General features: G+C 72.2%; 24 protein-coding genes. 22 read left to right on the top strand and 2 right to left on the bottom strand.

Annotated elements, in window-relative coordinates:
- Nucleotides 1-287: 287 nt before the first annotated feature.
- Nucleotides 288-1,025 (bottom strand): ABC transporter permease, encoded by a 738-nt coding sequence (locus DVS28_RS14630; RefSeq protein WP_114592111.1) that lies wholly within the window; start codon nt 1,023-1,025, stop codon nt 288-290.
- Nucleotides 1,022-2,044 (bottom strand): ABC transporter ATP-binding protein, encoded by a 1,023-nt coding sequence (locus tag DVS28_RS14625; RefSeq protein WP_114592110.1) that lies wholly within the window; start codon nt 2,042-2,044, stop codon nt 1,022-1,024. Before DVS28_RS14625 ends, DVS28_RS14630 begins: the two co-directional genes overlap by 4 nt.
- 57 nt (nt 2,045-2,101) lie before the next feature.
- Between DVS28_RS14625 and DVS28_RS14620 the strand changes: the two genes are divergently transcribed.
- The 22 genes from DVS28_RS14620 (at nt 2,102) to DVS28_RS14520 (ending at nt 26,652) form a co-directional block, all read left to right on the top strand.
- On the top strand, nt 2,102-3,388 hold the full coding sequence (locus tag DVS28_RS14620) for a beta-ketoacyl-[acyl-carrier-protein] synthase family protein (protein ID WP_114592109.1): 1,287 nt from the start codon (nt 2,102-2,104) through the stop codon (nt 3,386-3,388).
- Nucleotides 3,389-4,945 (top strand): class I adenylate-forming enzyme family protein, encoded by a 1,557-nt coding sequence (locus tag DVS28_RS14615; RefSeq protein ID WP_114592108.1) that lies wholly within the window; start codon nt 3,389-3,391, stop codon nt 4,943-4,945.
- A gap of 16 nt (nt 4,946-4,961) precedes the next feature.
- Nucleotides 4,962-5,219, top strand: a complete 258-nt coding sequence (locus DVS28_RS28460; RefSeq protein WP_164710560.1) for an acyl carrier protein — start codon at nt 4,962-4,964, stop codon at nt 5,217-5,219.
- Nucleotides 5,216-6,109 carry an ACP S-malonyltransferase gene (locus tag DVS28_RS14605; RefSeq protein ID WP_114592106.1) on the top strand — a complete coding sequence of 298 codons (894 nt, stop codon included), beginning with the start codon at nt 5,216-5,218 and terminating at the stop codon, nt 6,107-6,109. The genes DVS28_RS28460 and DVS28_RS14605 overlap by 4 nt, the downstream gene beginning before the upstream one ends.
- A 4-nt stretch (nt 6,110-6,113) precedes the next feature.
- Nucleotides 6,114-6,851 carry a 3-oxoacyl-ACP reductase FabG gene (fabG, locus tag DVS28_RS14600; protein WP_114592105.1) on the top strand — a complete coding sequence of 246 codons (738 nt, stop codon included), beginning with the start codon at nt 6,114-6,116 and terminating at the stop codon, nt 6,849-6,851.
- Nucleotides 6,848-7,564, top strand: coding sequence for a lysophospholipid acyltransferase family protein (locus tag DVS28_RS14595; RefSeq protein WP_164710559.1), 717 nt, complete (start codon nt 6,848-6,850; stop codon nt 7,562-7,564). The genes fabG and DVS28_RS14595 overlap by 4 nt, the downstream gene beginning before the upstream one ends.
- Nucleotides 7,565-7,644: 80 nt before the next feature.
- Nucleotides 7,645-8,760 (top strand): phosphoserine transaminase, encoded by a 1,116-nt coding sequence (serC, locus tag DVS28_RS14590; RefSeq protein ID WP_114592103.1) that lies wholly within the window; start codon nt 7,645-7,647, stop codon nt 8,758-8,760.
- A gap of 87 nt (nt 8,761-8,847) precedes the next feature.
- Nucleotides 8,848-10,281 (top strand): M14 family zinc carboxypeptidase, encoded by a 1,434-nt coding sequence (locus DVS28_RS14585; protein ID WP_114592102.1) that lies wholly within the window; start codon nt 8,848-8,850, stop codon nt 10,279-10,281.
- A gap of 704 nt (nt 10,282-10,985) precedes the next feature.
- Nucleotides 10,986-11,441, top strand: a complete 456-nt coding sequence (gene mraZ, locus DVS28_RS14580) for a division/cell wall cluster transcriptional repressor MraZ (RefSeq protein WP_114592101.1) — start codon at nt 10,986-10,988, stop codon at nt 11,439-11,441.
- An 8-nt stretch (nt 11,442-11,449) separates the two neighbouring features.
- Nucleotides 11,450-11,587 (top strand): hypothetical protein, encoded by a 138-nt coding sequence (locus tag DVS28_RS28455; RefSeq protein WP_164710558.1) that lies wholly within the window; start codon nt 11,450-11,452, stop codon nt 11,585-11,587.
- Between the two features lie 59 nt (nt 11,588-11,646).
- Nucleotides 11,647-12,714, top strand: a complete 1,068-nt coding sequence (gene rsmH, locus DVS28_RS14575; RefSeq protein WP_114592100.1) for a 16S rRNA (cytosine(1402)-N(4))-methyltransferase RsmH — start codon at nt 11,647-11,649, stop codon at nt 12,712-12,714.
- A gap of 6 nt (nt 12,715-12,720) precedes the next feature.
- Nucleotides 12,721-13,248, top strand: a complete 528-nt coding sequence (locus DVS28_RS14570; RefSeq protein ID WP_114592099.1) for a hypothetical protein — start codon at nt 12,721-12,723, stop codon at nt 13,246-13,248.
- A 4-nt stretch (nt 13,249-13,252) separates the two neighbouring features.
- Entirely contained in the window at nt 13,253-15,319 is a 2,067-nt protein-coding gene (locus tag DVS28_RS14565; protein ID WP_114592098.1) for a peptidoglycan D,D-transpeptidase FtsI family protein, read from the top strand.
- Between the two features lie 136 nt (nt 15,320-15,455).
- Nucleotides 15,456-16,937, top strand: coding sequence for a UDP-N-acetylmuramoyl-L-alanyl-D-glutamate--2,6-diaminopimelate ligase (locus tag DVS28_RS14560; protein ID WP_216826048.1), 1,482 nt, complete (start codon nt 15,456-15,458; stop codon nt 16,935-16,937).
- Nucleotides 16,938-18,317 carry a UDP-N-acetylmuramoyl-tripeptide--D-alanyl-D-alanine ligase gene (locus DVS28_RS14555; protein ID WP_114592097.1) on the top strand — a complete coding sequence of 460 codons (1,380 nt, stop codon included), beginning with the start codon at nt 16,938-16,940 and terminating at the stop codon, nt 18,315-18,317. It begins immediately after the preceding gene.
- Nucleotides 18,314-19,354 carry a phospho-N-acetylmuramoyl-pentapeptide-transferase gene (gene mraY, locus DVS28_RS14550; RefSeq protein WP_114592096.1) on the top strand — a complete coding sequence of 347 codons (1,041 nt, stop codon included), beginning with the start codon at nt 18,314-18,316 and terminating at the stop codon, nt 19,352-19,354. The genes DVS28_RS14555 and mraY overlap by 4 nt, the downstream gene beginning before the upstream one ends.
- Complete coding sequence (gene murD, locus DVS28_RS14545) at nt 19,351-20,625, top strand: UDP-N-acetylmuramoyl-L-alanine--D-glutamate ligase (protein ID WP_114592095.1); 1,275 nt, start codon at nt 19,351-19,353, stop codon at nt 20,623-20,625. Before mraY ends, murD begins: the two co-directional genes overlap by 4 nt.
- The gene (gene ftsW, locus DVS28_RS14540) at nt 20,622-21,887 is read left to right on the top strand and encodes a putative lipid II flippase FtsW (RefSeq protein WP_114592094.1); all 1,266 of its coding nucleotides are present in this window, start codon (nt 20,622-20,624) and stop codon (nt 21,885-21,887) included. The genes murD and ftsW overlap by 4 nt, the downstream gene beginning before the upstream one ends.
- The gene (gene murG, locus DVS28_RS14535; protein WP_164710557.1) at nt 21,880-23,019 is read left to right on the top strand and encodes an undecaprenyldiphospho-muramoylpentapeptide beta-N-acetylglucosaminyltransferase; all 1,140 of its coding nucleotides are present in this window, start codon (nt 21,880-21,882) and stop codon (nt 23,017-23,019) included. The genes ftsW and murG overlap by 8 nt, the downstream gene beginning before the upstream one ends.
- The gene (murC, locus tag DVS28_RS14530; RefSeq protein WP_114592092.1) at nt 23,016-24,440 is read left to right on the top strand and encodes a UDP-N-acetylmuramate--L-alanine ligase; all 1,425 of its coding nucleotides are present in this window, start codon (nt 23,016-23,018) and stop codon (nt 24,438-24,440) included. Before murG ends, murC begins: the two co-directional genes overlap by 4 nt.
- Nucleotides 24,437-25,426, top strand: coding sequence for a UDP-N-acetylmuramate dehydrogenase (murB, locus tag DVS28_RS14525; RefSeq protein ID WP_114592091.1), 990 nt, complete (start codon nt 24,437-24,439; stop codon nt 25,424-25,426). The genes murC and murB overlap by 4 nt, the downstream gene beginning before the upstream one ends.
- Nucleotides 25,423-26,652, top strand: coding sequence for a cell division protein FtsQ/DivIB (locus DVS28_RS14520; RefSeq protein WP_114592090.1), 1,230 nt, complete (start codon nt 25,423-25,425; stop codon nt 26,650-26,652). Before murB ends, DVS28_RS14520 begins: the two co-directional genes overlap by 4 nt.
- Nucleotides 26,653-26,721 lie beyond the last annotated feature (69 nt).

Genomic DNA, 26,721 nt, shown 5'->3' with positions numbered 1-26,721 from the left:
CGTCCGGGCGCCCCGTCGGCCCGGACGGCGTGCGCGATGCACGCCTGTCCGTGCGGCCCATGTCGCACGCCCCCGACGCTCGTGCGGCATGCCCGCCCCCATCGGCGTGGGATCGCGCACGAGGTGTCAGGGCGTGCGGGATCGGCTGACCCCAGAGGAGGGGAACGCACACGCCGCCGGAGGGCGGCCGAGCCCACGCGCTGGAGGGCGGCCAAGCACCCGCGCTGGAGGGCCGGCCGGGCCCTCGCGCTGGAGGGGCGGCCCAAGCCCTCGCGCCGAGGGAGTGCCTACTCCCAGCGGAAGATGCGGGAGGCCAGGATCGGGGCGCCGACGGCCCAGGCGGGAAGGGCGATCAGCGAGGCGACGGGGATCTGCGCGCCGTCGAAGGCCGCACGCAGCCAGTCGGTCAGCGGGGCGGCAGGCAGCAGGCGGGCGCCGAACTGCATGACCTCCGGCAGCCGGTCCAGCGGGAAGATGATCCCCGAGGACACCAGCAAGACGAGGAACAGCGCGTTGGTCGCCGCCAGGGTGGCCACAGCGCGCAACCGGCCGGCCATCGACAGGCCGATCCCCACGAAGGCCGAGGTGCCCAGCAGCAGCGCCGGGACCGCCAGCGCCAGCTGGTCGACCTGCGGACGCCAGCCCAACGCCAGGGCCACGCCGACCACGACGACCACCTGGGCGATCTCCGTCAGCAGCACCGCCAGCGCCTTGCTGGCGATCAGCTCCCAGCGGCGCAGCGGCGTGGCACCCAGCCGCTTGAGGACGAGGTAGAACCGCTCGAATCCGGTCTGGATGCCGAGCGACACCATCGCCGCGCCGATGACGCTGAGCGCGAGGATGCCCGGGGCCAGGAAGGCCACCGGCTCGGTGTCGTCCGGGGTCGGCAGCACGCGGATGATGGAGAAGAAGATGAGCATCCCCGTCGGGATGCCGAAGGTGACGATGAGGTTCTCGGCGTTGCGGAGCATCAGCTTCAGCTCCATCACCGTCTGGGCCGACAACCGGCTGACCGCGCCCATCATCGGCGGGCCTCCAGGGGCATGCCGCCGCCCGCGCCGTCCGGCAGCGTCGCTGGCTCGCCGAACGCCTGACGCGTCAGCTCCAGGTACGCGGCCTCCAGCCCCTCGCCGCCCGTGGCGATCGAGGTCAGGTGGCGGCCGTTGTCGGCGAACCAGGTGGTGATCCCGACCAGCAACGACTGAGGATCCCGTTCGCCGGCGTCGACCAGCCAGCGGTCGGCGGTGTCGGCCAGCACGAGTGCGCCGTCCAGGCGGTCCGACAGCGACTCGGCGTCGATCCGGTCCGGCGTGGTGACGACGATGCCGGGCGGTGCATGCGTGGCGATCAGCCCGGCGGGTGAGTCCTCGGCCAGCATCCGGCCGCGCGCCATGATGGCGACCTGGTCGGCCAGCACCTCGGCCTCCTGCATGAAGTGGGTGGTCAGCAGCACCGACGTGCCCTCGTTGCGCAGCCCGCGGATCAGCTCCCAGGTCTGCTGGCGGACCTCGGGGTCCATGCCCGTCGTCGGCTCGTCGAGGATCAGCACCTCGGGACGGCCGACCAGCGCGAGCGCCAGGTTCAGCCGCTGCTTCTCGCCGCCCGACAGGTTGCGGTACTTCGAGCCCGCAACGGTGCCCAGGGCGAGGCGTTCGATCAGGTCGTCGGGGTTCCAGCGGTCCGGGTGCAGGCGGGCGAAGAGCCTCAGCACCTCGCGGGGGGTGGCCGCCTGCCAGACCCCTCCCTCCTGCAGCATCACGCCCAGCTTGGGCGTCAGCGTGTTGCGGTCGCGGACGGGGTCCAGCCCGAGGACGCGCACCGTGCCGGCGTCGGGACGGCGGAAGCCCTCGATGCACTCCACGGTCGTGGTCTTGCCGGCGCCGTTGGGGCCCAGCAACGCCACGACCTGCCCCACGGGCACGGCGAGGTCGACCTGATCGACGACACGCCGGTCGTCGTAGGCCTTCACCAGGCCCGTCACCTCGATCGCCGGGGGAGCGGCACTATCGACCGGCGCGGGCGTTGCGTGCTCGGTGGTTACCATCTGCGACCCGCCAGTATGGCAGGACGAATCCATCCGTCCTCCACCCATGCCTGCACCATGAGCCCAGCCCACGTCGCGATCACCGGTCTCGGCGCCGTCAGCCCCCACGGCGTCGGTACCGACGCGTTGTGGGACGGACTGCTCGCGGGGCGCTCGTGTGCGGCGCCGATCACCCGGTTCGACGCCAGCGGGCATCGCGTCCGCTTCGCCTGTGAGGTCCCCGGCGACCTGTCGGACAGGTTGCCGAGACGGCTGCAGCGCCAGACCGACCCGTTCGCCCGATACGCGTTGATCGCCGCGGAGGAGGCGCTGGTCCACGCCGGACTGCTGACGCCCGATCCACAGGCGGTGCGGCACCCGGTGGAGGGGGTGGACGCCGACCGTGTGGCCGTCGTCATCGCCTCCGGGGCGGGGGGCATCGACGAGATCACGACCCAGCACCAGCGCCTCCTGGCCGACGGGCCCGACCGGGTCCGTCCCTACCTGTCCATCGCCATGCCCCTCAACATGGCGGCCGGGCAGGTCGCCATGCGCCATGGCCTGCGTGGGCCGGCCAGCGCCGTGGTCTCGGCGTGTGCCTCCGCGGCTGACGCGATCGGCACCGGCCTGGACCTGCTGCGCGCCGGCCGGGCCGACGTGGCCGTCGTCGGCGGGACCGAGGCGGCCATCAACCCGCTCCTGCTCGCCGGGTTCGATGCAGCCGGGGCGATGTCGCGACGCAACGACGACCCCGCGGTTGCCAGCCGACCCTTCGACGTCGACCGGGACGGCTTCGTCGCGGGGGAGGGGGCGGCGGTCCTGGTCCTGGAGACCGCCGAGCACGCGACGGCCCGAGGGGCTGCGCCGATCGCCTGGTTGGCGGGCTACGGCGCCTCCAACGATGCGCTGGATCCCAGCAGCCCTGCTCCCGACGGCGAGGGTGCCGTCCGTGCCATGCGGCTGGCGCTGGCCGACGCGGGCCTGGGGCCCGGCGACATCGACCACGTCAACGCCCACGCCACCTCAACTCCCGTCGGCGACCTGGCGGAGGCCACCGCGATGGCCACCGTGTTCGGCGACCACCGTCCGGCGGTCACCGCGCCCAAGTCCTCCTTCGGCCACCTCATGGGGGCCGCCGGTGCGATCGAGGCAGTGGTGACCGTGCAGGCGCTCCACCACGGGGTCGTCCCGGCCACCCTCAACACCGTCCACCAGGACCCCGCTTGTATGGTCGACCTCGTCCTCGGGCACCCTCGGGAAGGTGTCCTGCGGGCAGCGATGTCCTCCTCGTTCGGGTTCGGAGGTCACAACGCCGTGCTCGTCGTCACCAGCGCAGCCCACGACCTCCACGAGAGGGACCGCTAGATGCCATCGCCAGCCCTCGAGCCGCTTGCCCACCTGGGCACGACGGTCCAGGCCTTCGTGGGCCGCCCGGCAAGCCACGACGCGGTCCTCCGGCGAGCAGCACGACGGTTCGGGCGACGCCAGGCCGTCGTGGCGCCGGCCGGGACGCTGACCTACGCCGAGCTGCACGCGGCCGTCGACAGCGCCGCGACGGCGGTTCGGTCCGTCGCCGACGAGGGCGCGACCATCGCGGTGGCCATGGGACACGACCTCCCGCTGTTCCTCCTGCCCTACGTGGCCAGCCGGGCCGGGGTCACCGTCCTGCCCCTCAACACCAGCCTCTCGCCGTCGGCGTGGCGCGACCAGCTCGACCGGGCCCGCCCCGAGGTCGTGGTTGCCGACCCCGATCACATCGAGGCCGCGCGCACGGCCGCGTTCGGCACCGATGTCGCGGTCGTCGAGGCAGCCCGGGCCTGGACCCTGGACGGCACCGCGGCCCCCGAGTCCTTCGAGGAGGCCGATCCGGACCAGACCCTCGCGCTGATCGCCACCTCGGGCACGACCGGCGTGCCCAAGATGAGCAGGGTCACGACCGGCGGACTGATCCACGCCGCGATGGCCTACGTGCACCTTCTCGGCCTCGACGGCACCGACCGGTCCTTCGTCTGCCTGCCGTTGCACTACATCGGCCCGCTGTCGGCGCAGACCACCACGATGCCGCTGGTCGGTGGCGTGAACGTCATCCCCGCCGAGACCACGCCCCACCGGGCAGCTCGTGCGATGGCGACGGCCAACATCACCTACGTCGACGCGGTCCCGGCCTGGCTCGGCCTGCTCGCACGGTCCGGCGACACGGCGATCCCGACCTGGCGCACCCTCATCTACGGCGGCGCGCCCATGCCGCAGGAGACCGCGTCGACCCTGGCCCGGCGGTTCCCGGACCTGCGGCTGTGGGACGTGTGGGGGCTCTCGGAGACCCACGGCCCCGCCACGGCCCTGCGGTACGACCCCTCGGCCCCGCCGATGCCGGGCACGGTCGGCCGCCCGATCCCCGGTGTGGAGGTCCGCACCGATGGCGATCCGGGCGAGCTGCTGGTCCGCGGCGCCAACGTCACCCCCGGCTACGCCGACGACGCCGAGGTCACCGACCACGTCATCGTGGACGGCTGGCTGCGCACCGGCGACATCGGCACGGTCGGGCCCGACGGAACCGTCCGGCTGCTCGACCGCGCCAAGGACGTCATCATGCGGGGCGGCGCCAACGTCTTCTCCGTCGAGGTGGAGCAGCTGCTCGCCAGCCATCCCGACGTTGCCGAGGCCGCGGTCTTCGGGGTGCCCGACGGCCTGCACGACGAGGCGGTGTTCGCAACAGTCGTCATGCGGTCCGGCTCCGAACTGGACGTGATGGCGCTTCGTGCGCTGGTCGACGACGGCATCGGTCGACATGCCGTGCCCCGGCGGGTCACCGCCGTCGACGTCCTCCCACGCAACGCCACCGGCAAGATCGACAAGGCCGCCCTGCGCGCCGAGGCCCTCGAGGGTCGACGGGCGCTGCACGACCCGGCCCCCCCGCGGTAACGGAGAACCCCCCACGATGTCATCCCCCATCCACACCAGCGTCGCCCAGGTCATCGACGATCTGTTCGGCGTCCCGGCCAACGCCCTCCACGACGACGTCGAACTGCAGGACGGCCTCCAGCTGGACTCGCTGTCGGTCATCGAGCTGCAGGTCGCCATCGAGGACACCTTCGACATCCGCTTCGACGAAGCCGATACCGCAGACGTCACCACCTATGGCAGGCTCGTCGCGGCCGTCTCCGACGCACTGGACAGAAAGGCACGATCCGCATGAGCACGATGGCGCTGGTGTTCCCCGGCCAGGGGAGCCAGCAACCCGGCATGGCCGAGCCCTGGCAGGACCACCCGTCCTTCGCACGCTGGGCCGAGGCCGACGACGTGCTCGGCCTCGACGTGTCCCGGCTGGGGCTGGCCGCACCCGCGGAGGAGCTGCGGGAGCCGCGGAACTGCCAGGTCGCGCTGTTCGTCCACCACATCGTCCTGCTGGAGGCATGGCAGGCGAACACCCCCGGCAGCGGACCAGCGTTCGTCGCCGGCCACTCGTTGGGGGAGTACGACGCCCTCGTCGCCGCCGACGTGCTCGACTTCGCCAGCGCCCTGCGCCTGGTCGACGTCCGGGCCCGCGCCACCCAGGACGCCGCCGACGACATGCCCGGCACGATGATCGCCGCGCTCGGCTTCGAGGTGGAGGAGGTGACGGCCGCCTGTGAACGGGCTGGTGCGCACGTCGCCAACGACAACGCCGTCGGGCAGATCACGGTCAGCGGCACGGTCGAGCAGCTGGCAGCGGTCAAAGCGATCCTGGCCGAGGGCAAGGGCAAGGTGCGCGACATCCCCGTCGGCGCGGCCTACCACTCGCCGCACATGGCTGCTGCCGTCGGCCCGTTGGGCGAGGCGCTGGACGCCGCACCCTTCGCCGACGCCACCGTGCCCGTCGTCGCCAACGTCGACGCGGCCCCCCACACCGCGGCGGCCGAATGGCCCACCCTGCTGCGTGATCAGGTCACCAGCCCCGTCCGCTGGCGCGAGAGCGTGCTGACCATGCGTGACGCCGGCATCGAACAGGTCGTCGAGCTCGGCGCCACCGCCGTGCTGACCGCCATGATCAAGCGCATCGATCGCGGCATCGACCGCATCGCCATCACCACGCCAGAGGACCTGTAGACCGATGACCGATCAGCCAACCGACGACCGCACCTGGGCGCTGGTCACCGGCGCCTCCAAGGGCATCGGCGCCGCAACCGCCGTCGCCCTGGCCCGCCAGGGCCGCAACGTCCTGGTCGGCTTCGGCGGCGACGCAGACGGCGCAGCGGCTGTGGTGGCTGCCTGCGAGGACGCCGGCGTGGCCGCACGGGCGGTGCGGGCCGACCTGTCCACCTCCGTCGAGCCCCTCGCCGAGGCCGCCGAGGACGTCGGTGGGGTGGCCGTGCTGGTCAACAACGCCGGCATCACCGCCGACGGCCTGGTCTTCGGCATGGACGACGACGCCTTCGCGCGCGTGCTCGACGTCAACCTGACCGCGTCGTTCCGGCTGTCCCGCGCGGTCCTGCGACGGATGCTGCGCGCCCGCTTCGGTCGCATCGTCAACGTCACCAGCGTCGTCGGGCTGCACGGCAACGCCGGCCAGGCCAACTACGCCGCCTCCAAGGCCGGCCTGGTCGGGCTGACCAAGTCGTTGGCCCGCGAGGTCGGCAAGCGCAACATCACCGTCAACGCCGTCGCCCCCGGCTTCATCAGCACCGCCATGACCGACGAGGTCGACACCGCGGACATGCTGGACCGGATCCCGGCCGGGCGGCTCGGCGAGGCCGAGGAGATCGCCGCCGCCATCGCCTTCCTGTGCAGCGACGAGGCTGCCTACGTCAACGGCACCGTCCTGCAGGTCGACGGCGGCCTGTTCGCGTGAGTCAGGCCGACGCCGAGGGCCGGACCCCCTCCGATCCGGGCGCAGGCGTCGCAGGGGACGGGCCGACGACCCCACCCATGCGGATCAGCCATGCCGTGATGGGCCCCACCGTGCTGTGGTGGCTGCGCGCCACCGTGACCGGGACGGGACAGGTGCCGTCCTCGGGAGGGGCGCTGCTCGCCGCCAACCACCGCTCCTTCCTCGACCACTTCGCCATGGGCGCGGCCAGCCCGCGACCGATGCGCTTCTTCGGCAAGGCCTCCCTCGCCGAGGGGCTGTCGGGCCGCTACAACGTCGCCATGGGCATGATCCCCGTCGAGCGCGGCAGCGCCGACCTCAGCGCCCTCGACGTCGCGGTGACGTTGCTGCGGGCGGGGGCGCTGATCGGCATCTTCCCCGAGGGCACCCGGTCGACGGACGGTCGGCTGTACCGCTTCCGGTCCGGCATGGCGCGCATGGCTGCGGCAGCCGACGTGCCGATCGTCCCCGTCGGGATGACCGGCATGGCGGAGGTCTGGCCCCGCGGCCAGGCACGTCCGTCGATGCAGCGCCCGCACAGGGGCGTCGTGGGCGTGCACTTCGGCGAGGCCGTCCACCTGCCCGACGACTCGCCCCGGTCCCGGCGGCAGGCCACCGCCGCGGTCCACGAGCAGGTGGCGTCGCTGTGCGGCCAGCCGCTCGCCGACGGGTTCGCGGAGATCCCCGACAGCTGACCGGGTGGCCCGGCGTCACTGCCCGGTTGGCACCGTTGGCCCGTCGGGTGGGGCTGCCGGCGTCGTCTACCCTGACGGCGATGAGCGACATCACCATTCCCGCCGACCTGCTTCCCGCCGACGGCCGCTTCGGTTGCGGCCCCTCCAAGGTGCGCCAGGAGTCAGTCGACCGCCTCGCTGCGGCCGGCCCGACCATCCTCGGCACCTCGCACCGCAAGCCTGCGGTCAAGGACATCGTGGGGCGGATCCGCTCGGGGATGAAGGCGTACTTCGGCCTGCCCGAGGACTACGAGGTCGCGGTCACCAACGGTGGGGCGACCTTCTTCTGGGACGCGGCCTGCTACGGCCTGATCGAGCAGCGCTCGGCGCACGCCGTGTTCGGCGAGTTCTCCTCCAAGTTCGCCAAGTCCGCCGAGATCGCCCCGCACCTGGAGTCGCCCGTCACGGTGGAGTCCGAGGTGGGCACCCACCCGACGATGGAGCGGATCGAGGGTGTCGACGTCTACGCGTTGACCCACAACGAGACCTCGACCGGCGTGACCATGCCGGTCACGCGTCCGGCCGGAAACGGCCTGGTCCTGGTCGACGCCACCTCCGGGGCCGGCGCGATCGAGTTCGACCCCACCGAGGTCGACGCCTACTACTTCTCTCCCCAGAAGGCCTTCGGCGCCGAGGGCGGCCTGTGTGTCGCCCTGCTGTCGCCGGCGGCGCAGGCCCGCATCGGCGGCATCCGTGCAACGGGTCGGCCGACGCCGCCGTCCCTGGACCTGTCGATCGTGCTGGACAACTCCGCCAAGGACCAGACCTACAACACGCCGGCCGTGTCCTCGCTGTTCCTCCTCGCCGACTCCGTGGAGTGGCTGCTGGGTGAGGGTGGCCTGTCCGCCGTCGCCGAGGACTGCCGCGAGAAGTCCGGCCTGGTCTACGGCTGGGCCGAGGACCGCGACTGGGCGACCCCGTTCGTGGCCGACCCGGCCGACCGCTCGCCGGTGGTCTGCACCGTCGACCTCGACGACGCCATCGACGCCTCCCAGGTCTCCAGCATCCTGCGGGCCAACGGCATCCTCGACACCGAGGCCTACCGCAAGCTCGGCCGCAACCAGCTGCGCCTGGGCGTCTTCCCCGCGGTCGACACCGCCGACGTCGAGCAGCTGCTCGCCTCCATCGACCACGTCGTCGAGGCGTTGACCGCGTAGCGACCGGTCCGGGGGAGGAGTTCGACGTCGCGACGTCGAACCCAGAGCAGGACGTCCCCTCCTGCTCCTCGAAAGGTCACCCGACCGATGTCGCTCTCCCGACGCATGTTCCTCGGCCGCGCCGCTTCCAGCGCGGCTGCCGCCGGCGCGTTCTCCCTGCCCACCCTGCTGAGCGCGCCTGCGTTCGCCCAGGATGGCTCCGCCCCGCAGACGCCCTTCGAGGCCGGGGGCCGGACCGGCTGGACCAGCCACGCCGCCGAGCTCGACTTCTTCGACTCCATCCTCGGCCCGAAGTCGCCGAACCGGTTCACGATGGACGTCATCGGCCAGACCGACCTCGACGACTGCGTACGGCGCGACGGGAGCGAGGGCACCCTGCCGGTGCACCTGTTCGCCTTCGGCACCGACCACACGGGTGACGTCGCGACGCCGGGCACGCGGCCGACGGTCTACATCCTCTGCTCCCAGCACGGCAACGAGCCGGCAGGTCGCGAGGCCGGGATCGAGCTGATCCGTGACCTCGCCTTCACCACCGACCCCACGCTGTTGGAGCTGCTGTCGAAGGTGAACATCATCGTCACCCCGACGGCCAACCCCCGTGGTCGGCAGCGCAACGCACGCGAGAACGGCGTGACCGACATCAACCGCGACCACCTGAACCTGCGGACGCGCGAGGCCCGTGCCTACGCCGAGGCAGGCAACGTGTGGCGTCCGTACATGATCGTGGACCACCACGAGTACGGCCCCGGTCAGCCGGTGCTCTACGACGACGACGTCCTCTACCTGTGGCCCCGCAACCTCAACGTCGACGAGCAGGTCCGGGCCGGCGCCAAGGAGTTCTGCCTGGACTACATCAAGGCCGACTGCGAGGCCGCTGGCTACACCGCCGACGAGTACGGCCTGGCCAAGGTTGGCCCCAACTACGGCCCGCTGCAGACGCCCGTCGGCGCGCCCACCGGTGTCCAGACCGCCGGCGACTGGGACGACGGGATCGCCCGCAACGCCACGGGCCTGCGCAACGCCATGGGCATCCTGGTCGAGTCGGCCGTCTCCGCCCGCCCCCACGACCCGTCGGAGGCCACCAACAACCTGTTCCGCCGCGTCGCGTCGCAGCGCGTGGTGATGGACGCCGCGATCCGCCACCTCTCCGAGAAGGGTGAGGCGTCCATGGCGATCACCGCCGGTGCCCCGGTCCGCCGTGCCGAGGACGGCGCTGCCCAGGGGACGGTGTGGTTCGACGGCCAGGACGAGGCCCACCCCAGCACCAGCCTCGCGTCGTTGCAGCCCCAGACCTTCGACGACCCCGGCGCCGAGGAATACCGCATCCCGGCCTCCGCGCTGACCAAGGCCGAGGGGGTGCACGGGACGCTGACCGGCGTCCTCGGCCTGCACGAGGTCGACTGGACCGTCGACGGCGACCAGGCCGTCTTCCCGATGGCCCAGCAGTCCAAGAACGTCATCCCCCTCCTGCTGGACTCCCGCGCCGAGCGCAGCACGGTGAACGGGACGGCCAGCTACTAGCCCGACCAGTACCCACGCCCCCTTCGCCCCACGGCGGAGGGGGCGTTCGCGTTGCCCGGCCCCGCCCACCCCCCTCCCGGACGCGTGTCGCCCAATCACGACATGTGGCCCGTTCGCCGACACGGTGACCGGGTAGTCGCCCGAACAGCGCGGTCGCGTGTCGCCCAATCACGACATGTGGCCGGTTCGCCGACACGGTGACGGGCGCCGAGGGGTCGGCTGACAAAAAAGCCGAAGAGCCGGCCCCCGCCGTGGGACCGGCTCTTCGCTCCCGCCTTTAGGAGAGGGCGCTCCCGCCAAGGGCGCCGCTATGAACAGTATTCGCCAAAGCTCGTCGGGTTTCCTGCCGGACTCCAATCTTTTTGTTCCGGCGTGCGGAGCGGAGCTGGCGGGGGAGGGGGCGGACCGTCCTCCCACCGTCCCCCACCACCGGGGTGCGACGTCCCCCACCCAGCCCCACGGGCCCCCCACCAGGACCCCCCGACGCCCCCGCACGCCCCCGCCGAGGTCGCGAAAGGCCCTCGGCGGCGTCCAGGACGGCCGTCCTGGACGCCTCAACGGCATCGCAGGTGCGAGGCCACCCACCTTCCACCACCGCGTTGACCTGCAGTTTTGCAACTACTGTTAAGAAGAGTGAAGAGAAGTGGGGTCGTGTGGTTGACCCGGTGGGGGTGGTGGGGCACAGTGGGTGCAGAAGGAGAACAGTGGAGGAACAGGACGACAGCGCCGAGTTCCTTGGAACCCATCACCACGCGATGGACACCAAGGGTCGGTTGGTGTTGCCCGCCACCTTTCGCGAGCTACTGAAGGAAGGAATGGTCATGACGATCGGCTACGACAACTGCCTCACGCTGCAGACGACGTCGGAGTGGAAGAAGACGCTGACCACCCTCCGCTCGCTGAAGACCTCCAACCCGCGAGAGCGACTGTTCACCCGACTCGTGGCCAGCAACGCCGAACCGCAGACCCTCGACAAGCAGGGTCGTATCTCCATCCCGCAGGACCTGCGGGAGTACGCACGCCTGGACAAGGACGTCGCCGTCGTCGGTGCCGTGACCCGTGTGGAGATCTGGGACGCCGGGCGCTGGGACGAGTACGAGGGCGGCGGCCTGTCCAACCTCGCCGAACTGTCCGCCGAGTTCGACATCAACATCTTCTAGGAGCCCAGGTGCAGACCTCGTATCGCCCGTTGGATCGGCTCGGCCTCGTCGACGCCGGGGTTCCCACGCGTCGTGCCGCCGTCGTGGCACCCCTGGCCGGCTCGCTGCTGATCTCGGGAGGGGTGGCACTGTGGCTGTTCAGCTGATCGCCCCGTCCTGGCACCGTCCGCGTCGCGCCCACCGACCGAGGATCCACCCGAGAGTCATGGCCAGCGCACCCCACGATCCCGTCATGGTCGACCGCATCGTCGACCTCCTCGCCGTCACCGACGACCGCCCCGCGGTCCTCGTCGACTGCACCCTCGGCGCGGCCGGCCACGCCGCCCGCCTGCTGGCCGCCAGCGGCCCCAACACCCACCTCGTCGGCTTCGATCGTGATCCCGACGCGCTGGACCTGGCCCGTCGTCGCCTGTCGGCCTTCGCCGACCGCGTCACCCTCGTGCACGCCCCCTTCGACGAGTTCACCGAACACGTTGCCCCGGTCGTCGCCCAGCACGGGCCCCTCATGGGTGTGCTCTACGACCTCGGTGTGTCCTCCATGCAGCTCGACACGCCCGGGAGGGGCTTCTCCTTCCGTGCCTTCGGGCCGCTCGACATGCGCATGGACACCACGTCGCCGACCACCGCTGCGGAGTTCGTCAACGCCGCCAGCGAGACCGAGCTGGAGCGGATCCTCTCGGAGTACGGCGAGGAGTCCCACGCACGACGGATCGCCCAGGCGATCGTCGCCAACCGTCCCTTCACGACCACGGTCGGCCTTGCCGACCTGATCGCCCAGGCCATGCCCCGTACGCAGCGCCGCAAGGATCGCGCCAAGGGCATCCACCCCGCCACCCGGTCCTTCCAGGGCCTGCGGATCGCGGTCAACTCAGAGCTCGAACGCTTCGGTGCCTCCCTTCCCCAGGCACTGGAGCTGGCGGCGCCCGCCCCCGGAACATCCCCCCGCGACGGTGACGTCGACGGCCGGGGCGGGCGCACCGCCAACACCTCCGATCGTGGCGGTCGCATCGCCACGCTCGCCTATCACAGCCTGGAGGACCGTATTGCCAAACGGTTCTTCTCCGACGCGGCCGATGGCTGCATCTGCCCTCCGGGTCTCCCGGTGTGCGGCTGCGGTCGCGTCCCCCTCCTCTCCCACGTCAGCCGCAAGGGTGAGCGCCCCTCCGAGGAAGAGGTGGCTGCCAACCCGCGCGCCCGATCGGCGACGCTGCGGGTCGTGGAACGTCTCTCCGGGGACGAGACCCCTGACGACGACCAGCTCGGGACCCGGTGACGCCGGATGACCGCCGTCGCCCAGCTGCCACGCCGTGGCAGCACCACCGCCCGCGCCCGAACCGAGGCGTTCCTGGTCGCCGCAGGGCTGGCAACAGCCCCGAACGGCCGCCCTGCAGGTCAGACGAGCCAGCAGGCCGCCGACGCCCGCCGGGCCGCCGCTGAACGTCGTCGGGCAGCCGTCCGGGCGGTCCCCGATCGCCGCAAGGACCCCTTCCGGCTCGCCGCACCGCTCGTCGCCGCCCTCGCCGTGACCATCGTGGTCCTGGGAGTCCTCGGGGTGGTGGCCCTCAACGCCCTTGCCGCCGAGGCCTCCTTCGAGGCCCGGGCGCTGGAGCAGGAGATCTCCGACCTGACGCTGCACCACGACGACCTGGTCGCCGCGGTCGCCCAGCTGGAGTCGCCCAACCGGGTTCGTGACGTCGCGCTCGGCCAGCTCGGCCTGATGGAGCCCGAGGTGCCCGGATTCCTCGAGATCGACCCGGCGGACATGCCGGCGCCGCAGCCCAAGCCCATGGTGCGGACAGGGAGCTGACCACGTGACGTCCGGCACCATCACCCGCACCCGCCGCTCGCGGACGACCACCCGGCCGACCACGTCACCCACCCCCACCCAAGGCGCACGGACTGTCACCGCGCCGTCCTCGCCCCGTCGGCCACCCGCCGGTGCAGGTCGTCCCCGTGGCCCGCGGCCGCCGTCGCTTGCCGCCGGGCTGCTCATCGCCACCCACGACGCCCTCGCCAGGGCGTTGCAGCGGGCCAAGTGCTCCCGTCGGCTGTTCACGCTGCTGCTGATCTACGTGCTGCTGACCCTGCTCATGGGCTGGCGCCTCGTGACCGTGCAGATCGTTGCCGCAGAGGACTACAGCGAGCTCGCACGTCGTCAGACCCAGCGCGAGGTCGACCTGCCCGCCACCCGAGGTGCGCTCACCGATCGTGAGGGCGACCCGCTGGCCATGAGCCTGTCGGCAGCAACGATCTTCGCCAACCCCCGGCTGCTGGCCGAGAACGACATCGACCCCTATGTCCTGGCGTCGCGGTTGTCCGAGCCGCTGGGCCGCTCCGTCGTCGACCTCGTCGAGGACCTGACGGCGGACCGGGAGTTCGTGTTCCTCGGCCGCCAGCTGCCACGTGCCGTGGGTGAGGAGATCACCGCCATGGAGCTGGCCGGCATCGGTGTCCTGGAGGAGCCGAACCGGGTGTACCCGGCCGACCGGATCGCAAGCCAGGTCGTCGGCTGGGCCGGCGTGGACAACAGCGGCCTGGCCGGTATCGAGCTGCAGTACGACGAGGCCCTGGCCGGTGTCGCCGGAACCCTGCGGCTGGAACGTGCCCCCGGCGGGCTGGAGATCACCGCCGCTCCCCGAGAGGTCGTCCCCGCCACCGCTGGCGCCGACATCCGGCTGACCATCGACCGCGAGGTGCAGTTCGCCACCGAGGAGATCCTGGTCGAGGCCGTGGAGACCTACGACGCGATCGGCGGCTCCGCGGTGGTGCTGGACCCACGTACCGGCGAGATCCTCGCCATGGCGAGCGTGCCGTCCGTCGCCCCCACCGCCTTCGCGGACTCCGAACCCTACGCACGCCGCAACCGCGCCGTGACCGACGTGTTCGAGCCCGGCTCGGTCAACAAGGTCATCACCATCGCCGGTGCCATCGAGGACGGCGTCATCGGTGCCGACCAGAGCTTCGAGGTCGCGGATCGGATCGCCATCGGCCCGGAGGTCTTCAACGACTCCAGCGGCCACGCGACCAGCTGGTGGTCGGTCAACGACATCATCGCCCGGTCCTCCAACGTCGGGACGATCAAGATCGCCCAGGCGCTGGGGGAGGAGCGGCTGTACCACTACGTCACCGAGTTCGGCCTGGGTCGCCCCACCGGCCTCGACTTCCCCGGTGAGTCCAACGGCCTGCTCGCCGAGGTCGACGACTGGTCGATCTCCAGCCTGCCGACCATCGCGATCGGGCAGGGTGTCTCGGCGACGCTCGTGCAGGTCGCCCAGGCGTTCGGCGTCATCGCCAACGACGGCACCTACGTCCCGCCCAGCCTGGTGCAGGGCACCGTGGGCCCCGACGGGGCCTTCACCCCTGCCGCGACCGCCGAACCACGGCAGGTCGTGTCGGCCGAGACGGCCGAGACGGTCGCCCAGATGCTCGTCGACGTCGTCGAGTCCGACGTCGGCACCGGCAGCCGGGCCGCGGTCCGCGGCTACAGCGTCGGTGGCAAGACCGGTACCGCACAGAAGCCCCTCGAGGGCGCCCGTGGGTACCGGGAGGACGCCTGGATCGCGACCTTCGCCGGCTTCGCCCCGGTGGAGGACCCGCAGGTGGTCGTCGCCGTCATGCTCGACGAGCCCACCCCGCACTACGGCGGGCTGTCCGCCGCCCCGACGTTCAGCCGCATCATGGAGTTCGCCCTCCGCGACCAGCGCATCCCGCCCCACACGCCGCAGATCCCCCTGCCGGTCGGGCAGCGCCTCGGCAACACCTTCGCGACGGCGCCGACCCCCACGGAGACCGCCAGCGACACGGCCAGTGACCGCGAGATCAACGAGGAGTCCCCCGAGGCCGAATCCTCGGGCGGTGACGACGGTGCAGAGGGATGATCGCGGGGCGTACCTGGGTTCGCGTGTCCGGTCGACCACGACCCCTCCCGGGTTCTCGAGGGCCCCGGTCGTATCCTCGGGCCGGCCCAGACGCCGGCCGACGGGGCCGGCGCGACGACCACGGCGACCCTCCCTCGTGCCCCCACCCGATCTTCCCGGCCCGTCCCTGACCGACCTGGCCGACCTGCTGCCCGACGCCGTCCTGCACGGTGTCGGCCGATCCGTCGTGACCGACGTCACCCACGACAGCCGCATGGCCGGCCCCGGCGTGCTGTTCGCCGCCCGGCCCGGCGAACGGGCCGACGGACACGACTTCGCGCCTGCCGCCGTCGAGGCGGGCAGCCCCGCGCTGCTGGTCGAGCGGCACCTGCCGGACCTGCCCGTCGATCAGCTGGTCGTCCCGTCCGTGGCCGAGGCCATGGGGTGGGCCGCCGCCGCCGCGCACGGCAACCCCAGCGACGCCCTCGACGTGCTCGGCGTGACCGGCACCAACGGCAAGACCACCACCGCCTACCTGCTGGACGCCGTCTGGCGCACCGCCGGACGGCGGACCGGGCTGGTCGGCACCGTGGAGACCCGGATCGGCAGCGAGGTCATCGCGGGCGTGCGCACCACGCCCGAGGCCACGGACCTGCACCGCCTGTTCGCCCGGATGCGCGACGACGACGTCACCGCGGCCTCCATCGAGGTGTCCAGCCACGGCCTTGCGCTCGGCCGCCTCAACGGGGTGCGCATGCGTGCGGCCCTGTTCACCAACCTCAGCCAGGACCACCTCGACTTCCACCACGACATGGCCGAGTACTTCGAGGCCAAGGCACGGCTGTTCACGCCGGCGTTCGTCCCGGCGGCGGCCATCACCGTGGACGACGAGTGGGGCGACCGCATGGCCGACCGCGCCCGTTCGGCTGGCCTGTCGGTCCTGACCGTGTCGCGCCATCGCGACGCCGACATCACGGCCACCGATGTCGTCACCGGGCCCGACGGCGCCACGTTCACCGCCCTGGTGGAGGGTCGGCGACACGCCGTCCGGATCGCCATCCCCGGCGACTACAACGTCACCAACGCCCTCGGTGCCATCGCGACCGCCCACCTCGCCGGCGTCGACATCGAGGTGGCGGTGGCCGGCGTGGGTGCCATCGCCGGCGTGCCCGGCCGCATGGAACGCGTCGATGCCGGCCAGCCCTTCGCGGTACTCGTCGACTACGCCCACACCCCGGACTCCGTCACCAACGTGCTGTCCAGCGCCCGTCGGCTGACCGACGGACGGGTGCTGGTCGTCCTCGGCTGTGGCGGGGACCGCGACGCCGGCAAGCGGCCGTTGATGGCCCGCGCCGCCGTGGCCGGCGCCGACGTCGCCGTGCTGACCAGCGACAACCCGCGCAGCGAGGATCCCGAGGCCATCCTCGACGACATGGTCGAAGGCCTCGCCGACCCGGCCGCGGCCATCCGGATAACCGATCGCGCCGCCGCCATCACCGAAGCCCTGCGCCAGGCGCGGGCCGGTGACGTGGTCGTGATCGCCGGCAAGGGCCACGAGCCGTACCAGGAGCTGGCCGACGGCCGGATCCACTTCGACGACCGCGAGGTCGCCCGCAACGTCCTCAACGAGGTGCTGTAGATGATTCCCCTGGCCGTGGCCGCCGTCGCCGACATCGTCGGTGGCGACCTGGTCTCCGACTCCGACACCCGGATCACGGGTGTCTCCATCGACAGCCGACGCGTGATGGCCGGCGACCTCTTCGTCCCCCTCGTGGGCGAGCACAGCGACGGCCACGACTGGGTCGAGGCCGCCGTGGCGGCCGGCGCGACCGGCTTCCTGTGCGACGAGGCCCACGCCGACCTGGCCGCCCGGCTGCCCGGCGGGATCGTCGTCGACGACCCCCTCGACGCCCTGACCGGGCTGGCGGCCTGGGTACGCGACGAGGTCGATCCGATCGTCGTCGCCGTCACCGGCTCCAACGGCAAGACCACCACCAAGGACCTGACCGCCGCCGCCATCGGCGCGGCCAGGGTCACCGTCGCCAACCCCGGCTCGTTCAACAACGAGATCGGGTTGCCGCTGACGCTGTGCCTGCTGACCGCCGAGACGGAGGTGCTGGTCTGCGAGATCGGCGCCCGGGGCATCGGCCACATCGCTGAGGTCATGCCGATGCTGCGTCCCGACATCGCCATCGTCACCACGATCGCCGGCGCCCACATCGGCGAGTTCGGCTCGTTGGAAGCCATCGTGCGGGCCAAGGGCGAGCTGGTGGAGGGCCTGTCGGAGGAAGGGGTCGCCGTCCTCAACGCCGACGTCCCCGAGGTCGCCGGCCTGACCGAGCGCAGCCCCGGACGTGTCGTCACCTTCGGCAGGGCCGAGACCGCCGACCTCCACCCCGACGAGGTGACCGTCGACGAAGCCGGCCACGCCGTGCTCACCATCGGCGAGGTCACCGTCCGGCTGCCGCGTCCCGGCCTGCACAACGTCGGCAACGCCCTGGCCGCCCTCGCCGCCGCAGAGATCGTCGGCGTGCCCCGCGACGTCGCCGCCGGGGGCCTGGCCGACGCCGGCGTGTCGCGGTGGCGCATGGAGGTCACCACCAGCGCCGACGGGGTCGTGGTGGTCAACGACGCCTACAACGCCAACCCCCAGTCGACGGTTGCCGCCATCGACACGCTCGCGAGCATCCGCACCGACGGCGCACGCTGGGCGGTCCTCGGCTTCATGGCCGAGCTGGGCGATCAGACCGGCCCGGGCCACCGGACGGTCGGCGCGCACCTGGCCGAGGCCGGGATCGACGGCGTCGTCGTGGTCGAGGCCCGTGCCGGCGCGATCGCCGACGGGGCCCGGGAGGCCGGCTTCGCCGGACGCATCCTCGAGGCTGCCGACGTGGGCGAGGCCACCGACACGATCGCCGGGCTCGTCGCCGCCGGTGACGTCGTCCTGGTCAAGGGCAGCCGCAGCGTCGGCCTGGAAGTCCTGGCCGCGGCGCTGCTGGAGGACGGTGGCCACCAGTGAGGTTCATCCTGATCTCCGCGTCGTTGTCGCTGGTCCTGTCGCTGATCGGCACCCCGGCGGTCATCCGCTTCTTCCGGGCTCGCGAGCTCGGCCAGCTGATCCGCGACGACGGCCCACAGAGCCATCACACCAAGCGCGGCACCCCGACCATGGGCGGCACCGCGATCATCATCGCGGCGCTGATCGCCTACGCGATCTCCGCAGCGCTGGCCGGGCGGCTCGACTCCGCCGGCGGGGCGCTGGCGATGGCCACGTTCGCCGGCATGGGCGCAGTCGGGTTCCTCGACGACCTCATCAAGCTCAAGCAGCAGCGCAACCTCGGCCTCAACAAGACCGCCAAGTTCGGCGGCCAGGCCCTGGTCGCGATCGTCTTCGCGTTCGGCGCACAGTACGTCGCCGAGACGTCGACCCGCCTGAGCTTCATCGGGCCGCTGTCGCTGGACTTCGGGCCGGTCCTGTTCCCGATCTTCTGCTTCGTGATCCTCTCGGCCACCTCCAACGCGGTGAACCTGACCGACGGGCTCGACGGCCTCGCCAGCGGGGTCAGCGCCATGGTCTTCGGCGCCTACACGATCATCGCCTTCTGGATCTTCCGCCATCAGCTGGACTACACCAACGAGGCATGGATCCACGCCGACACCCTCGCGATCGGCGCCGCAGCCGTCATGGGCGCCACGCTGGGCTTCCTGTGGTGGAACGCCCACCCGGCCAAGATCTTCATGGGTGACACCGGGTCGCTGGCCCTCGGCGGCATGCTCGCCGCCCTCGGCGTGCTGACCGAGACCGAGCTGCTGCTGATCATCCTCGGCGGCCTGTTCGTGGCCGAGACCGTGTCGGTCATCCTGCAGATCGCGGTGTTCCGGCTGATGGGCGGTCGGCGCCTGTTCCGCATGGCGCCCTTCCACCACCACTTCGAGCAGCTCGGCTGGCACGAGAACCAGGTCATCGTCCGGTTCTGGATCATCGGCGGACTCTGCACGGCCTTCGGGATCGGCCTGTTCTACGCCGAGTACCTGTCCCGGGCGGGGTCGGGATGACCGCCACCGACCCGAGGCGAGTCCTGGTCTTCGGTGTCGGCGCCTCCGGTGTTGCCGTCGCCGCGGCTGCCCTGTCCCGGGGCTGGCAGGTCCTGGCCGTCGACGAGCGTGCCGAGGCCGACACCTCCGCCATGCCCGACGGGGTCGAGGTCCGGCTCGGCGCCGTCGATGCGTCTGCGCTCGCCGACGTCGACGTCGTCGTCACGAGCCCGGGTGTGCCGCCGACCCAGCCCCTCCTGGCGACGGCCGTCGACCGTGGGGTGCCCGTCTGGTCCGAACCGGAGCTCGCCTGGCAGCTCAACGAGGGCCGCAGCCGCCTCGTCGCCGTCAGCGGGACCAACGGCAAGACGACCACCACGGAGATGATCGCCGCCTGCCTGCACGCACCCGCAGCGGGCAACATCGGCGTGCCGCTGGTGCAGGTCCTGGCCGCCGACACGCCACCACCGGTCGTCGTCGCCGAGCTGTCGAGCTTCCAGCTGCACTTCTGCCACGAGCTGCGGCCCGACGTCGCCGCCCTCCTCAACGTCGCCGATGACCACCTGGACTGGCACGGCGGCCTCGACGGCTACCGGGCCGACAAGGCCCGCATGTGGCAGGCACAGCGTCCCGAGGACGTCACCGTCGCCTTCACCGCCGACGCCGGCACCGTCGCCACGCTCGAGGCGTACCCGCCCCCCGGACAGCTGGTCCGTGTCGACGACATCGGCAACGACGAGGTGCTGCAGGGCCTCGACCTGCGGGCGGGCGGCCCCCACAACCTGGCCAACGCCACTGTGGCGGCGCGGGCAGCACTTGCCGCTGGTGCGTCGGTCGAGGACGTCCGGGACGCGCTGCAGGCCTTCGAGCCCGGCCCCCACCGCCTCGAGCTCGTCGCCGACCGAGACGGGGTCCGCTGGATCAACGACTCCAAGGCCACCAACCCCCATGCCGCCCTCGCCGCGCTGCGGTCCTTCGAGGACATCGTGTGGATCGCCGGCGGGCTGAACAAGGGCCTGGACTTCGCGACGCTCGCCGATGACCTGCCCGGCCGCGTCCGGACCGTCCTGACCATCGGCGCCTGCGGCCCGGAGCTCGCCGCCGTCGCCCGCACCGTCGGTGTGGCGGTCGAGGAGGTCGGTCAGCTCGACGCCGCCGTCCGACGTGCCGCCGAAATCGCGGTCCCGGGCAGTACCGTCCTGCTTGCGCCGGCGGCGGCCAGCATGGATCAGTTCCGCAACTACGCCGAGCGCGGAGACGTGTTCAGGCGGGAAGTGGAGGCGCTGCGATGACCACCGTTGGATCGGACCCCGAGGTGACCGCGGCCGGATCGTCGGCCACCGTCGAGGCCGACGGCCGCACCGGGCTGCTCGGCAGGATCGTGTCGGGCCGTGCCACGCCGGATTCGGTCTGGCTGCTCCTGCTGGCCAGCGGCCTGCTGCTGCTCGGCCTCGTCATGACCTTCAGCGCGTCCTTCGTGCAGTCGACCGCCGACACCGGTGACGCCTTCGACGTCTTCGGGCGGCAGGCGTTCTGGGCGTTCCTCGGCCTGCCGGTTGCGTTCGTGGCCACGGTCGTGGACTACCGGCGGTGGCGCATGTTCGCCCTGCCCGCCCTGGTGCTGACCCTGCTGGCCATGGCGCTCGTGCTGGTCGTGGGGGAGGAGGTGAACGGCGCCAAGCGTTGGTTCGCGCTGGGGCCGGTCTCCATCCAGCCTGCGGAGATCGTCAAGCTGACCCTGCCGCTGTGGACCGCACACGTCCTGGCCTCGAAGTGGCGCTCGATCGACCGTGGTGGGGTGATCGACCTGCTGCTGCCCGCGGCACCGGTGATCGTGGTCGCCGGGGTGCTCGTGGCCATGGGCCCCGACCTGGAGTCCGCCGTGCTGGTCATGGCCATCGGCAGCACGGCCCTCTTCGTGGCCGGCCTGCCGCTGCGCATCGTCGGGGTCATGGGCATCCTCGCCGGGCTGTTCGCCTGGTACGAGGTCGCCTCCAAGCCCTATCGCCTCGGTCGCCTGGCCGCATGGCTCGACCCCACCGCCTACGCCGACACCTACGGCTACCAGACCACCCAGGGGTTCATCGCCCTCGGATCCGGCGGGTTCTTCGGCGTGGGGCTGGGCCAGGGGCGCGGCAAGTGGCTGTACGTCCCCAACGCCCACACCGACTTCATCTACGCGATCATCGGCGAGGAGCTCGGCCTGCTGGGTGCCCTGCTGGTCCTCATCGCCTTCGCGGGCTTCGCCTGGCTCGGCATCCGGATCGCCTCTCGGTCCACCGACGTGTTCGGGCGCCTCCTGGCCGCCTCGGTCACCGCCTGGCTGATCCTGCAGGCCAGCATCAACATGTCCTCCGTCGTCGGGCTGCTGCCCGTCACCGGTGTCACGCTGCCGCTGGTCTCCTTCGGTGGGTCGTCCCTGGTGATCACGATGGCCGGCGTGGGCCTGCTCGCGTCGGTCGCCCGGCACGGGCGCGATGTGGAGGCGAGGCACGGGCGGGTGCCGGCCCCGTCGGCGCGGCCCGCGGGGGACGGTGCGTCGCTCGATGGGTGACACCGTCCTGCTGGCCGCGGGCGGCACGGGCGGTCACGTGTTCCCCGGACTGGCCACCGCCGCCGCGCTCCACGACGCCCGTCCGGACCTGGAGATCGCCTTCGTGGGCACCGCCGACCGGCTGGAGGCTCGCCTCGTCCCCGAGGCCGGCTGGCCCCTGCACACCGTGCCCGCCATGGCGCTGCGCAAGGACCTGTCGGCGCTGAAGCTGCCGGTCGTCCTCGGGCGGGCGGTGTCGGCGACCCGTCAGCTGATCCGCCAGTCCGACGTGATCGCCGCGGTGTGCTTCGGCGGCTACACGTCCGTCCCCCTGGCGCTTGCGGCCCGCACGACCGGCACGCCCCTGGTGGTGCACGAGCAGAACGCGGTCCCCGGGCGCGCCAACAAGCTGGCAGCACGAGCCGCCGCGGCCGTCGCCGTGACCTTCGAGCAGGCCGCTGACGGCTTCGGCTCGACCAGGACCGTGCTGACCGGCAACCCCGTACGACCCGGGCTGCTGCCCGACGCGGCGCCCGGCGAGGACCTCCCGGCCGTCCGCGCCCGACTCCGCGACGAGGCCCTGTCCACCTTCGGGCTGCGTCCGGACCGTCGCACCCTCCTCGTCTTCGGTGGCAGCCAGGGAGCCCGGCAGATCAACCGGGCGCTGACCGGCGCCGTCGACCGCTGGACCAGGCCCGAGGAGCTCCAGGTCCTCCACGCCACCGGTTCCCGAACCCACGACGAGACGGTCGCCGCCTGGGGAGCGGTCGAGCACGGCGGCCTGCACGTCGTCGTCGAGGAGTTCATCACGCGCATGGACCTCGCCTACGCTGCGGCCGACGTGGTCGTCTGCCGTGCTGGCGCCTCCTCCATCGCCGAGCTGACCGCGCTCGGCCTGCCGTCGATCCTCGTGCCCTATCCCCACGCAACCGACGACCACCAGACCGCCAACGGCCGGGCCCTCGAGGCAGCCGGCGGTGCGGTCGTCGTCCCCGATTCCGACATGGATGCCGATCGGCTGGTCGCCACCGCCGAGCCGTTGCTCCACGACCCCACGACCCACGAGCGCGTGGCTGCCGCCGCGACGGCGTTCGGCCGCCCGCAGGCAGCTGCCCGGCTGGCCGAGCTCGTGCTGGAGGTAGCCACACCATGACCGCTGACGACCCCGACCTGACCACCGCCGCAGGCCTGGAGCTTGCCGCCGACACCCGTGTGCACCTGATCGGGATCGGTGGGTCGGGCATGAGCGCCCTGGCCCAGATCCTGCTCGAGCGCGACATGCCCGTGTCGGGCAGCGACCTGCGCGGCGGACCGTCCTGCATGGTGCTGGAGGCCATGGGGGCCACGATCCACGTCGGCCACGATGCCGGACACGTCGAGCGGGCCGATGTCGTCGTGGTCTCCAACGCCGTCCCGCGCGGCAACGTCGAACGCCAGCGCGCCCACGAGCTGGGCATCCCCGTCGTGCTGCGTGCGGACCTGCTGGAGCTGCTGCTGACCGGCAGCACACGTGTCCTGATCTCCGGCACCCACGGCAAGACGACCACGACGTCGATGACGACCGTGGCCCTGCAGGCTGCCGGACTCGACCCCTCCTTCGCCATCGGCGGTGCGCTGCACGGTGGCGGGACGTCGGCCCATCACGGCACCGGTGCAGTGTTCGTTGCCGAGGCCGACGAGGCCTTCCGGTCCTTCCTGCGCCTGACCCCCGACGTGGCCATCATCACCAACGTCGAGATGGACCATCACGACGAGTACGCCGACCTCGAGGCCTACCGCGAGGCGTTCGTGCAGTTCCTCCAGCGTCGTCCCGAGGGCGGGCTCGCGCTGCTCTGCGCCGACGACGAGGGCTCGGCCACCCTCGCCCCCCACCTGACCGGCTTGGTGCGCACCTACGGCACCGTCGCTGGCGCCGACGTGCGCGCGTCGGAAGTGACCCCCACCCCCGAGGGCGGCAGCCGCTTCCGCGTGACCGACGGCGAGGAGGACCTCGGCGAGTTCTCGGTCCTCGTGCCCGGCCGGCACAACGTCCTCAACGCCACCGCGGCGATCGCCGCTGCCCGCTTCGTCGGGGCGTCGGTCGAGGGGGTGGCCGACGGCCTGCGGGACTTCGCCGGGGCGATGCGTCGGTTCCAGCGGCTCGGCACGGTCGGCGGCGTCGCCGTCGTCGACGACTACGGCCACCACCCCACGGAGCTCTCCGCGACGATCGCCGGCGCCCGGGAGGCCAACCCCGACGGCCGGGTCATCGCCGTCTTCCAGCCCCACCGCTACAGCCGGACCGAGGCGCTCGGGACGGACCTCGGACGGGCGCTGGCCGCGGCCGACCTCGTGGTCGTCACCGACGTCTACGCCGCCGGTGAGGCGCCGGTACCGGGCATCACGGGTGCGCTGGTCGCCGACGGTGCGGCGGACGCCGGCGCCGAGGTCCGGTTCATGCCGCGCCTGGGTGACCTGCCGAAGCTGCTCGCCGACCTGGTCGAGCCCGGCGACATGGTCCTCACGATGGGCGCCGGTGACATCACGGGCGTCGGTCCCCAGCTGCTGGAGCGGCTGGAGGGACGAGGCGCATGAGCAAGGAGTGGGGACCGGGCGACCCGCTGTACGAGGCGTTGGTCGCCCGTGTCGGCGGTGCGGTCACCGCGGACGAACCCCTGGCACCGCGGACCACCCTGAAGGTGGGCGGCAACGCGCGCACGCTGGTCGTGGCCGAGTCCGAGGACGACCTGCTCGCCGTGGCTCGGGTCTGCAACGAGATGGCAGTCGGCTGGCTCGTCGTGGGTCGCGGGTCCAACATGCTGATCGCCGACCGCGGCTGGGACGGTGTCGCGGTCACCCTCGGTCGCGGGTTCCGCGGGGTGGACGTCGAGGCCACTGACCCCCGGCATCCCGACGGATCCCACTGGACGGTCATCGCGGGGGCGGCCGAACCCATGCCCGTGCTGGCGTCGACGCTGGAACGCCACGGCCTCGGTGGCATGGCCTTCGGCGTGGCGATTCCCGGTGCCGTCGGCGGTGCGGTCCGCATGAACGCCGGCGCCCACGGCGGGCAGATGGCCGACGTGCTGGAGTGGGCCGACGTGGTCCGCCTCACGCGTGGGACGACGGAGCGCTGGCACGCTGCTGACCTGCAGATGTCCTATCGCCACACCGCCCTTCCGTCAGACGCCGTCGTGACGCGCGCGTGCCTGCGCCTGCAGCGGGAGGATGCGGACACGCTGGCCGCCGACATGGCCGAGATGAAGCAGTGGCGGCGCGACCACCAGCCGATCAACCAGCCGTCGTGCGGCAGCGTGTTCCGCAACCCGCCGGGTGACTCCGCCGGCCGCCTGATCGACACGGCCGGGTTGAAGGACCATGCCGTCGGCGGCGCGCGCGTCAGCCCGAAGCACGCCAACTTCATCACCGTCAGCCCGGGAGCCACCGCCAGCGACGTGTACGAGGTCATCCGCCACGTGCGCGCCGAGGTCGACCGGGTGCACGGTGTGGTGCTGCATCCCGAGGTGGTCATCGAGGGGTTCGCGGATCCGCTGGGCAGCGGGGGAGGGGAGGCCGCGTGAGCGCGCTGCGTCCCGCCCTCCGCTACCTCGGCCTCGCGTCGGCCCCCCGGCCCGCCAGGCGCCCTGCCGCGCCGTCCCACGTGCGCGTCCGTGCTGCTGCACAGGTGGCACCGGACGGTTCGCGACGGGCGGTCGTCGACGCCGAGCTGCTCCTGAGCGCCGTCGGTCGCGGCGACGCGCAGCGCAACGCGGCGGCCACCGATCCCGTGCCGGTCCGGCAGTCGACGGTGACCCGTCCATCGGTGCCCCGGTCGACGTCGTCTGCGCCGCGTCGCCGCCGCTCCCGTTCCCGTTCGCGTGATCGTGATGGTGCACAGAAGCGGTCGCGGCAGCCGGCAGGATCGCGTCCACGGGCCAGGACAGGGGCCCGACGACCGCAGGAGCCTCGTCACCCGCGGCGTCGGTTCCAGCCGCTCGTCGTCCTCGGCCTGGCCGAGCGTCCCATCCACGTCACCGGCCACCCGCGCATGCGCGAGCGCATCCTGGAGGGGCTGCAACGTCGACGTCGGCGCGAACGCGTCGTGACGGCGTCCCTGCTGGCGTTGCTGGCCACGGTGCTGCTCGGGTGGGGGACCCTGCGATCGCCGCTGCTGGCCGTGGAGGACGTCCGCGTCGTCGGCGTGCCCGGCGAGGTGTCTGCGGAGGTGCTGGGCGTGGCGTCGGTCCGGGTCGGCCAGAACGTCCTCGACGTGGACCTGCAGGCCGTCGAGGCCCAGGTCACCGAGCTGTCGTGGGTCGAGCGGGCCACCGTCCGCCGCCGACTTCCCTCCACCGTGGAGATCCGTGTGTCCGCGCGCACCCCGGTGCTGGCCGGCACGTTCGGCGAGAACACCTACCTCGTGGACGCCGAGGGGTTGGTCATCGAGGTGGTGGACGAGGCTCCCGAGGGCGTGACGACCATGGCCCTGACCGCGGCGCCCCCCGTCGGTGCGGTCGTCACGGCGCCCTCGGTGCTGGCTGCGGCCGAGATCGCCGCACGCATGCCCCCGGGCATGGAGCGGTGGCTGGTCTCCTACAGCACGGCTGGCGACGACGAGGTCGACGCGCTGCTGCGTGTCCCGACCGAATCCGGCCCAGTGGAGCTCGTCGCCCACCTCGGCCGTCCCGTCGAGGTCGACGTCAAGGCCGCCACGATCGCCTCGCTGGTCGAGGAGACCGTCGGCAACGGCATGACCCCCCGCGCCCTCGACGTCCGCATCCCCGACCGGCCCATCGTGCTCGCCTGAGGCTGTTCACTCACACCAACCCGGCACTGGACCGCAACGCCAGCAGATTGGCATCTGGCGACGATTGTG

The organism is Euzebya pacifica (genome assembly GCF_003344865.1).
Taxonomy (GTDB): domain Bacteria; phylum Actinomycetota; class Nitriliruptoria; order Euzebyales; family Euzebyaceae; genus Euzebya; species Euzebya pacifica.
The sequence above is the reverse complement of the archived record's forward strand: the minus strand, read 5'-3'. Positions and strand labels throughout refer to the sequence as shown.

Coding starts and splice junctions, on each gene's coding strand:
- DVS28_RS14630 (WP_114592111.1), bottom strand. CDS start 1,025: ATGATGGGCGCGGTCAGCCGGTTGTCGGCCCAGACGGTGATGGAGCTG.
- DVS28_RS14625 (WP_114592110.1), bottom strand. CDS start 2,044: ATGGTAACCACCGAGCACGCAACGCCCGCGCCGGTCGATAGTGCCGCT.
- DVS28_RS14620 (WP_114592109.1), top strand. CDS start 2,102: ATGAGCCCAGCCCACGTCGCGATCACCGGTCTCGGCGCCGTCAGCCCC.
- DVS28_RS14615 (WP_114592108.1), top strand. CDS start 3,389: ATGCCATCGCCAGCCCTCGAGCCGCTTGCCCACCTGGGCACGACGGTC.
- DVS28_RS28460 (WP_164710560.1), top strand. CDS start 4,962: ATGTCATCCCCCATCCACACCAGCGTCGCCCAGGTCATCGACGATCTG.
- DVS28_RS14605 (WP_114592106.1), top strand. CDS start 5,216: ATGAGCACGATGGCGCTGGTGTTCCCCGGCCAGGGGAGCCAGCAACCC.
- fabG (WP_114592105.1), top strand. CDS start 6,114: ATGACCGATCAGCCAACCGACGACCGCACCTGGGCGCTGGTCACCGGC.
- serC (WP_114592103.1), top strand. CDS start 7,645: ATGAGCGACATCACCATTCCCGCCGACCTGCTTCCCGCCGACGGCCGC.
- DVS28_RS14585 (WP_114592102.1), top strand. CDS start 8,848: ATGTCGCTCTCCCGACGCATGTTCCTCGGCCGCGCCGCTTCCAGCGCG.
- rsmH (WP_114592100.1), top strand. CDS start 11,647: ATGGCCAGCGCACCCCACGATCCCGTCATGGTCGACCGCATCGTCGAC.
- DVS28_RS14570 (WP_114592099.1), top strand. CDS start 12,721: ATGACCGCCGTCGCCCAGCTGCCACGCCGTGGCAGCACCACCGCCCGC.
- DVS28_RS14555 (WP_114592097.1), top strand. CDS start 16,938: ATGATTCCCCTGGCCGTGGCCGCCGTCGCCGACATCGTCGGTGGCGAC.
- murD (WP_114592095.1), top strand. CDS start 19,351: ATGACCGCCACCGACCCGAGGCGAGTCCTGGTCTTCGGTGTCGGCGCC.
- ftsW (WP_114592094.1), top strand. CDS start 20,622: ATGACCACCGTTGGATCGGACCCCGAGGTGACCGCGGCCGGATCGTCG.
- murG (WP_164710557.1), top strand. CDS start 21,880: ATGGGTGACACCGTCCTGCTGGCCGCGGGCGGCACGGGCGGTCACGTG.
- murC (WP_114592092.1), top strand. CDS start 23,016: ATGACCGCTGACGACCCCGACCTGACCACCGCCGCAGGCCTGGAGCTT.
- murB (WP_114592091.1), top strand. CDS start 24,437: ATGAGCAAGGAGTGGGGACCGGGCGACCCGCTGTACGAGGCGTTGGTC.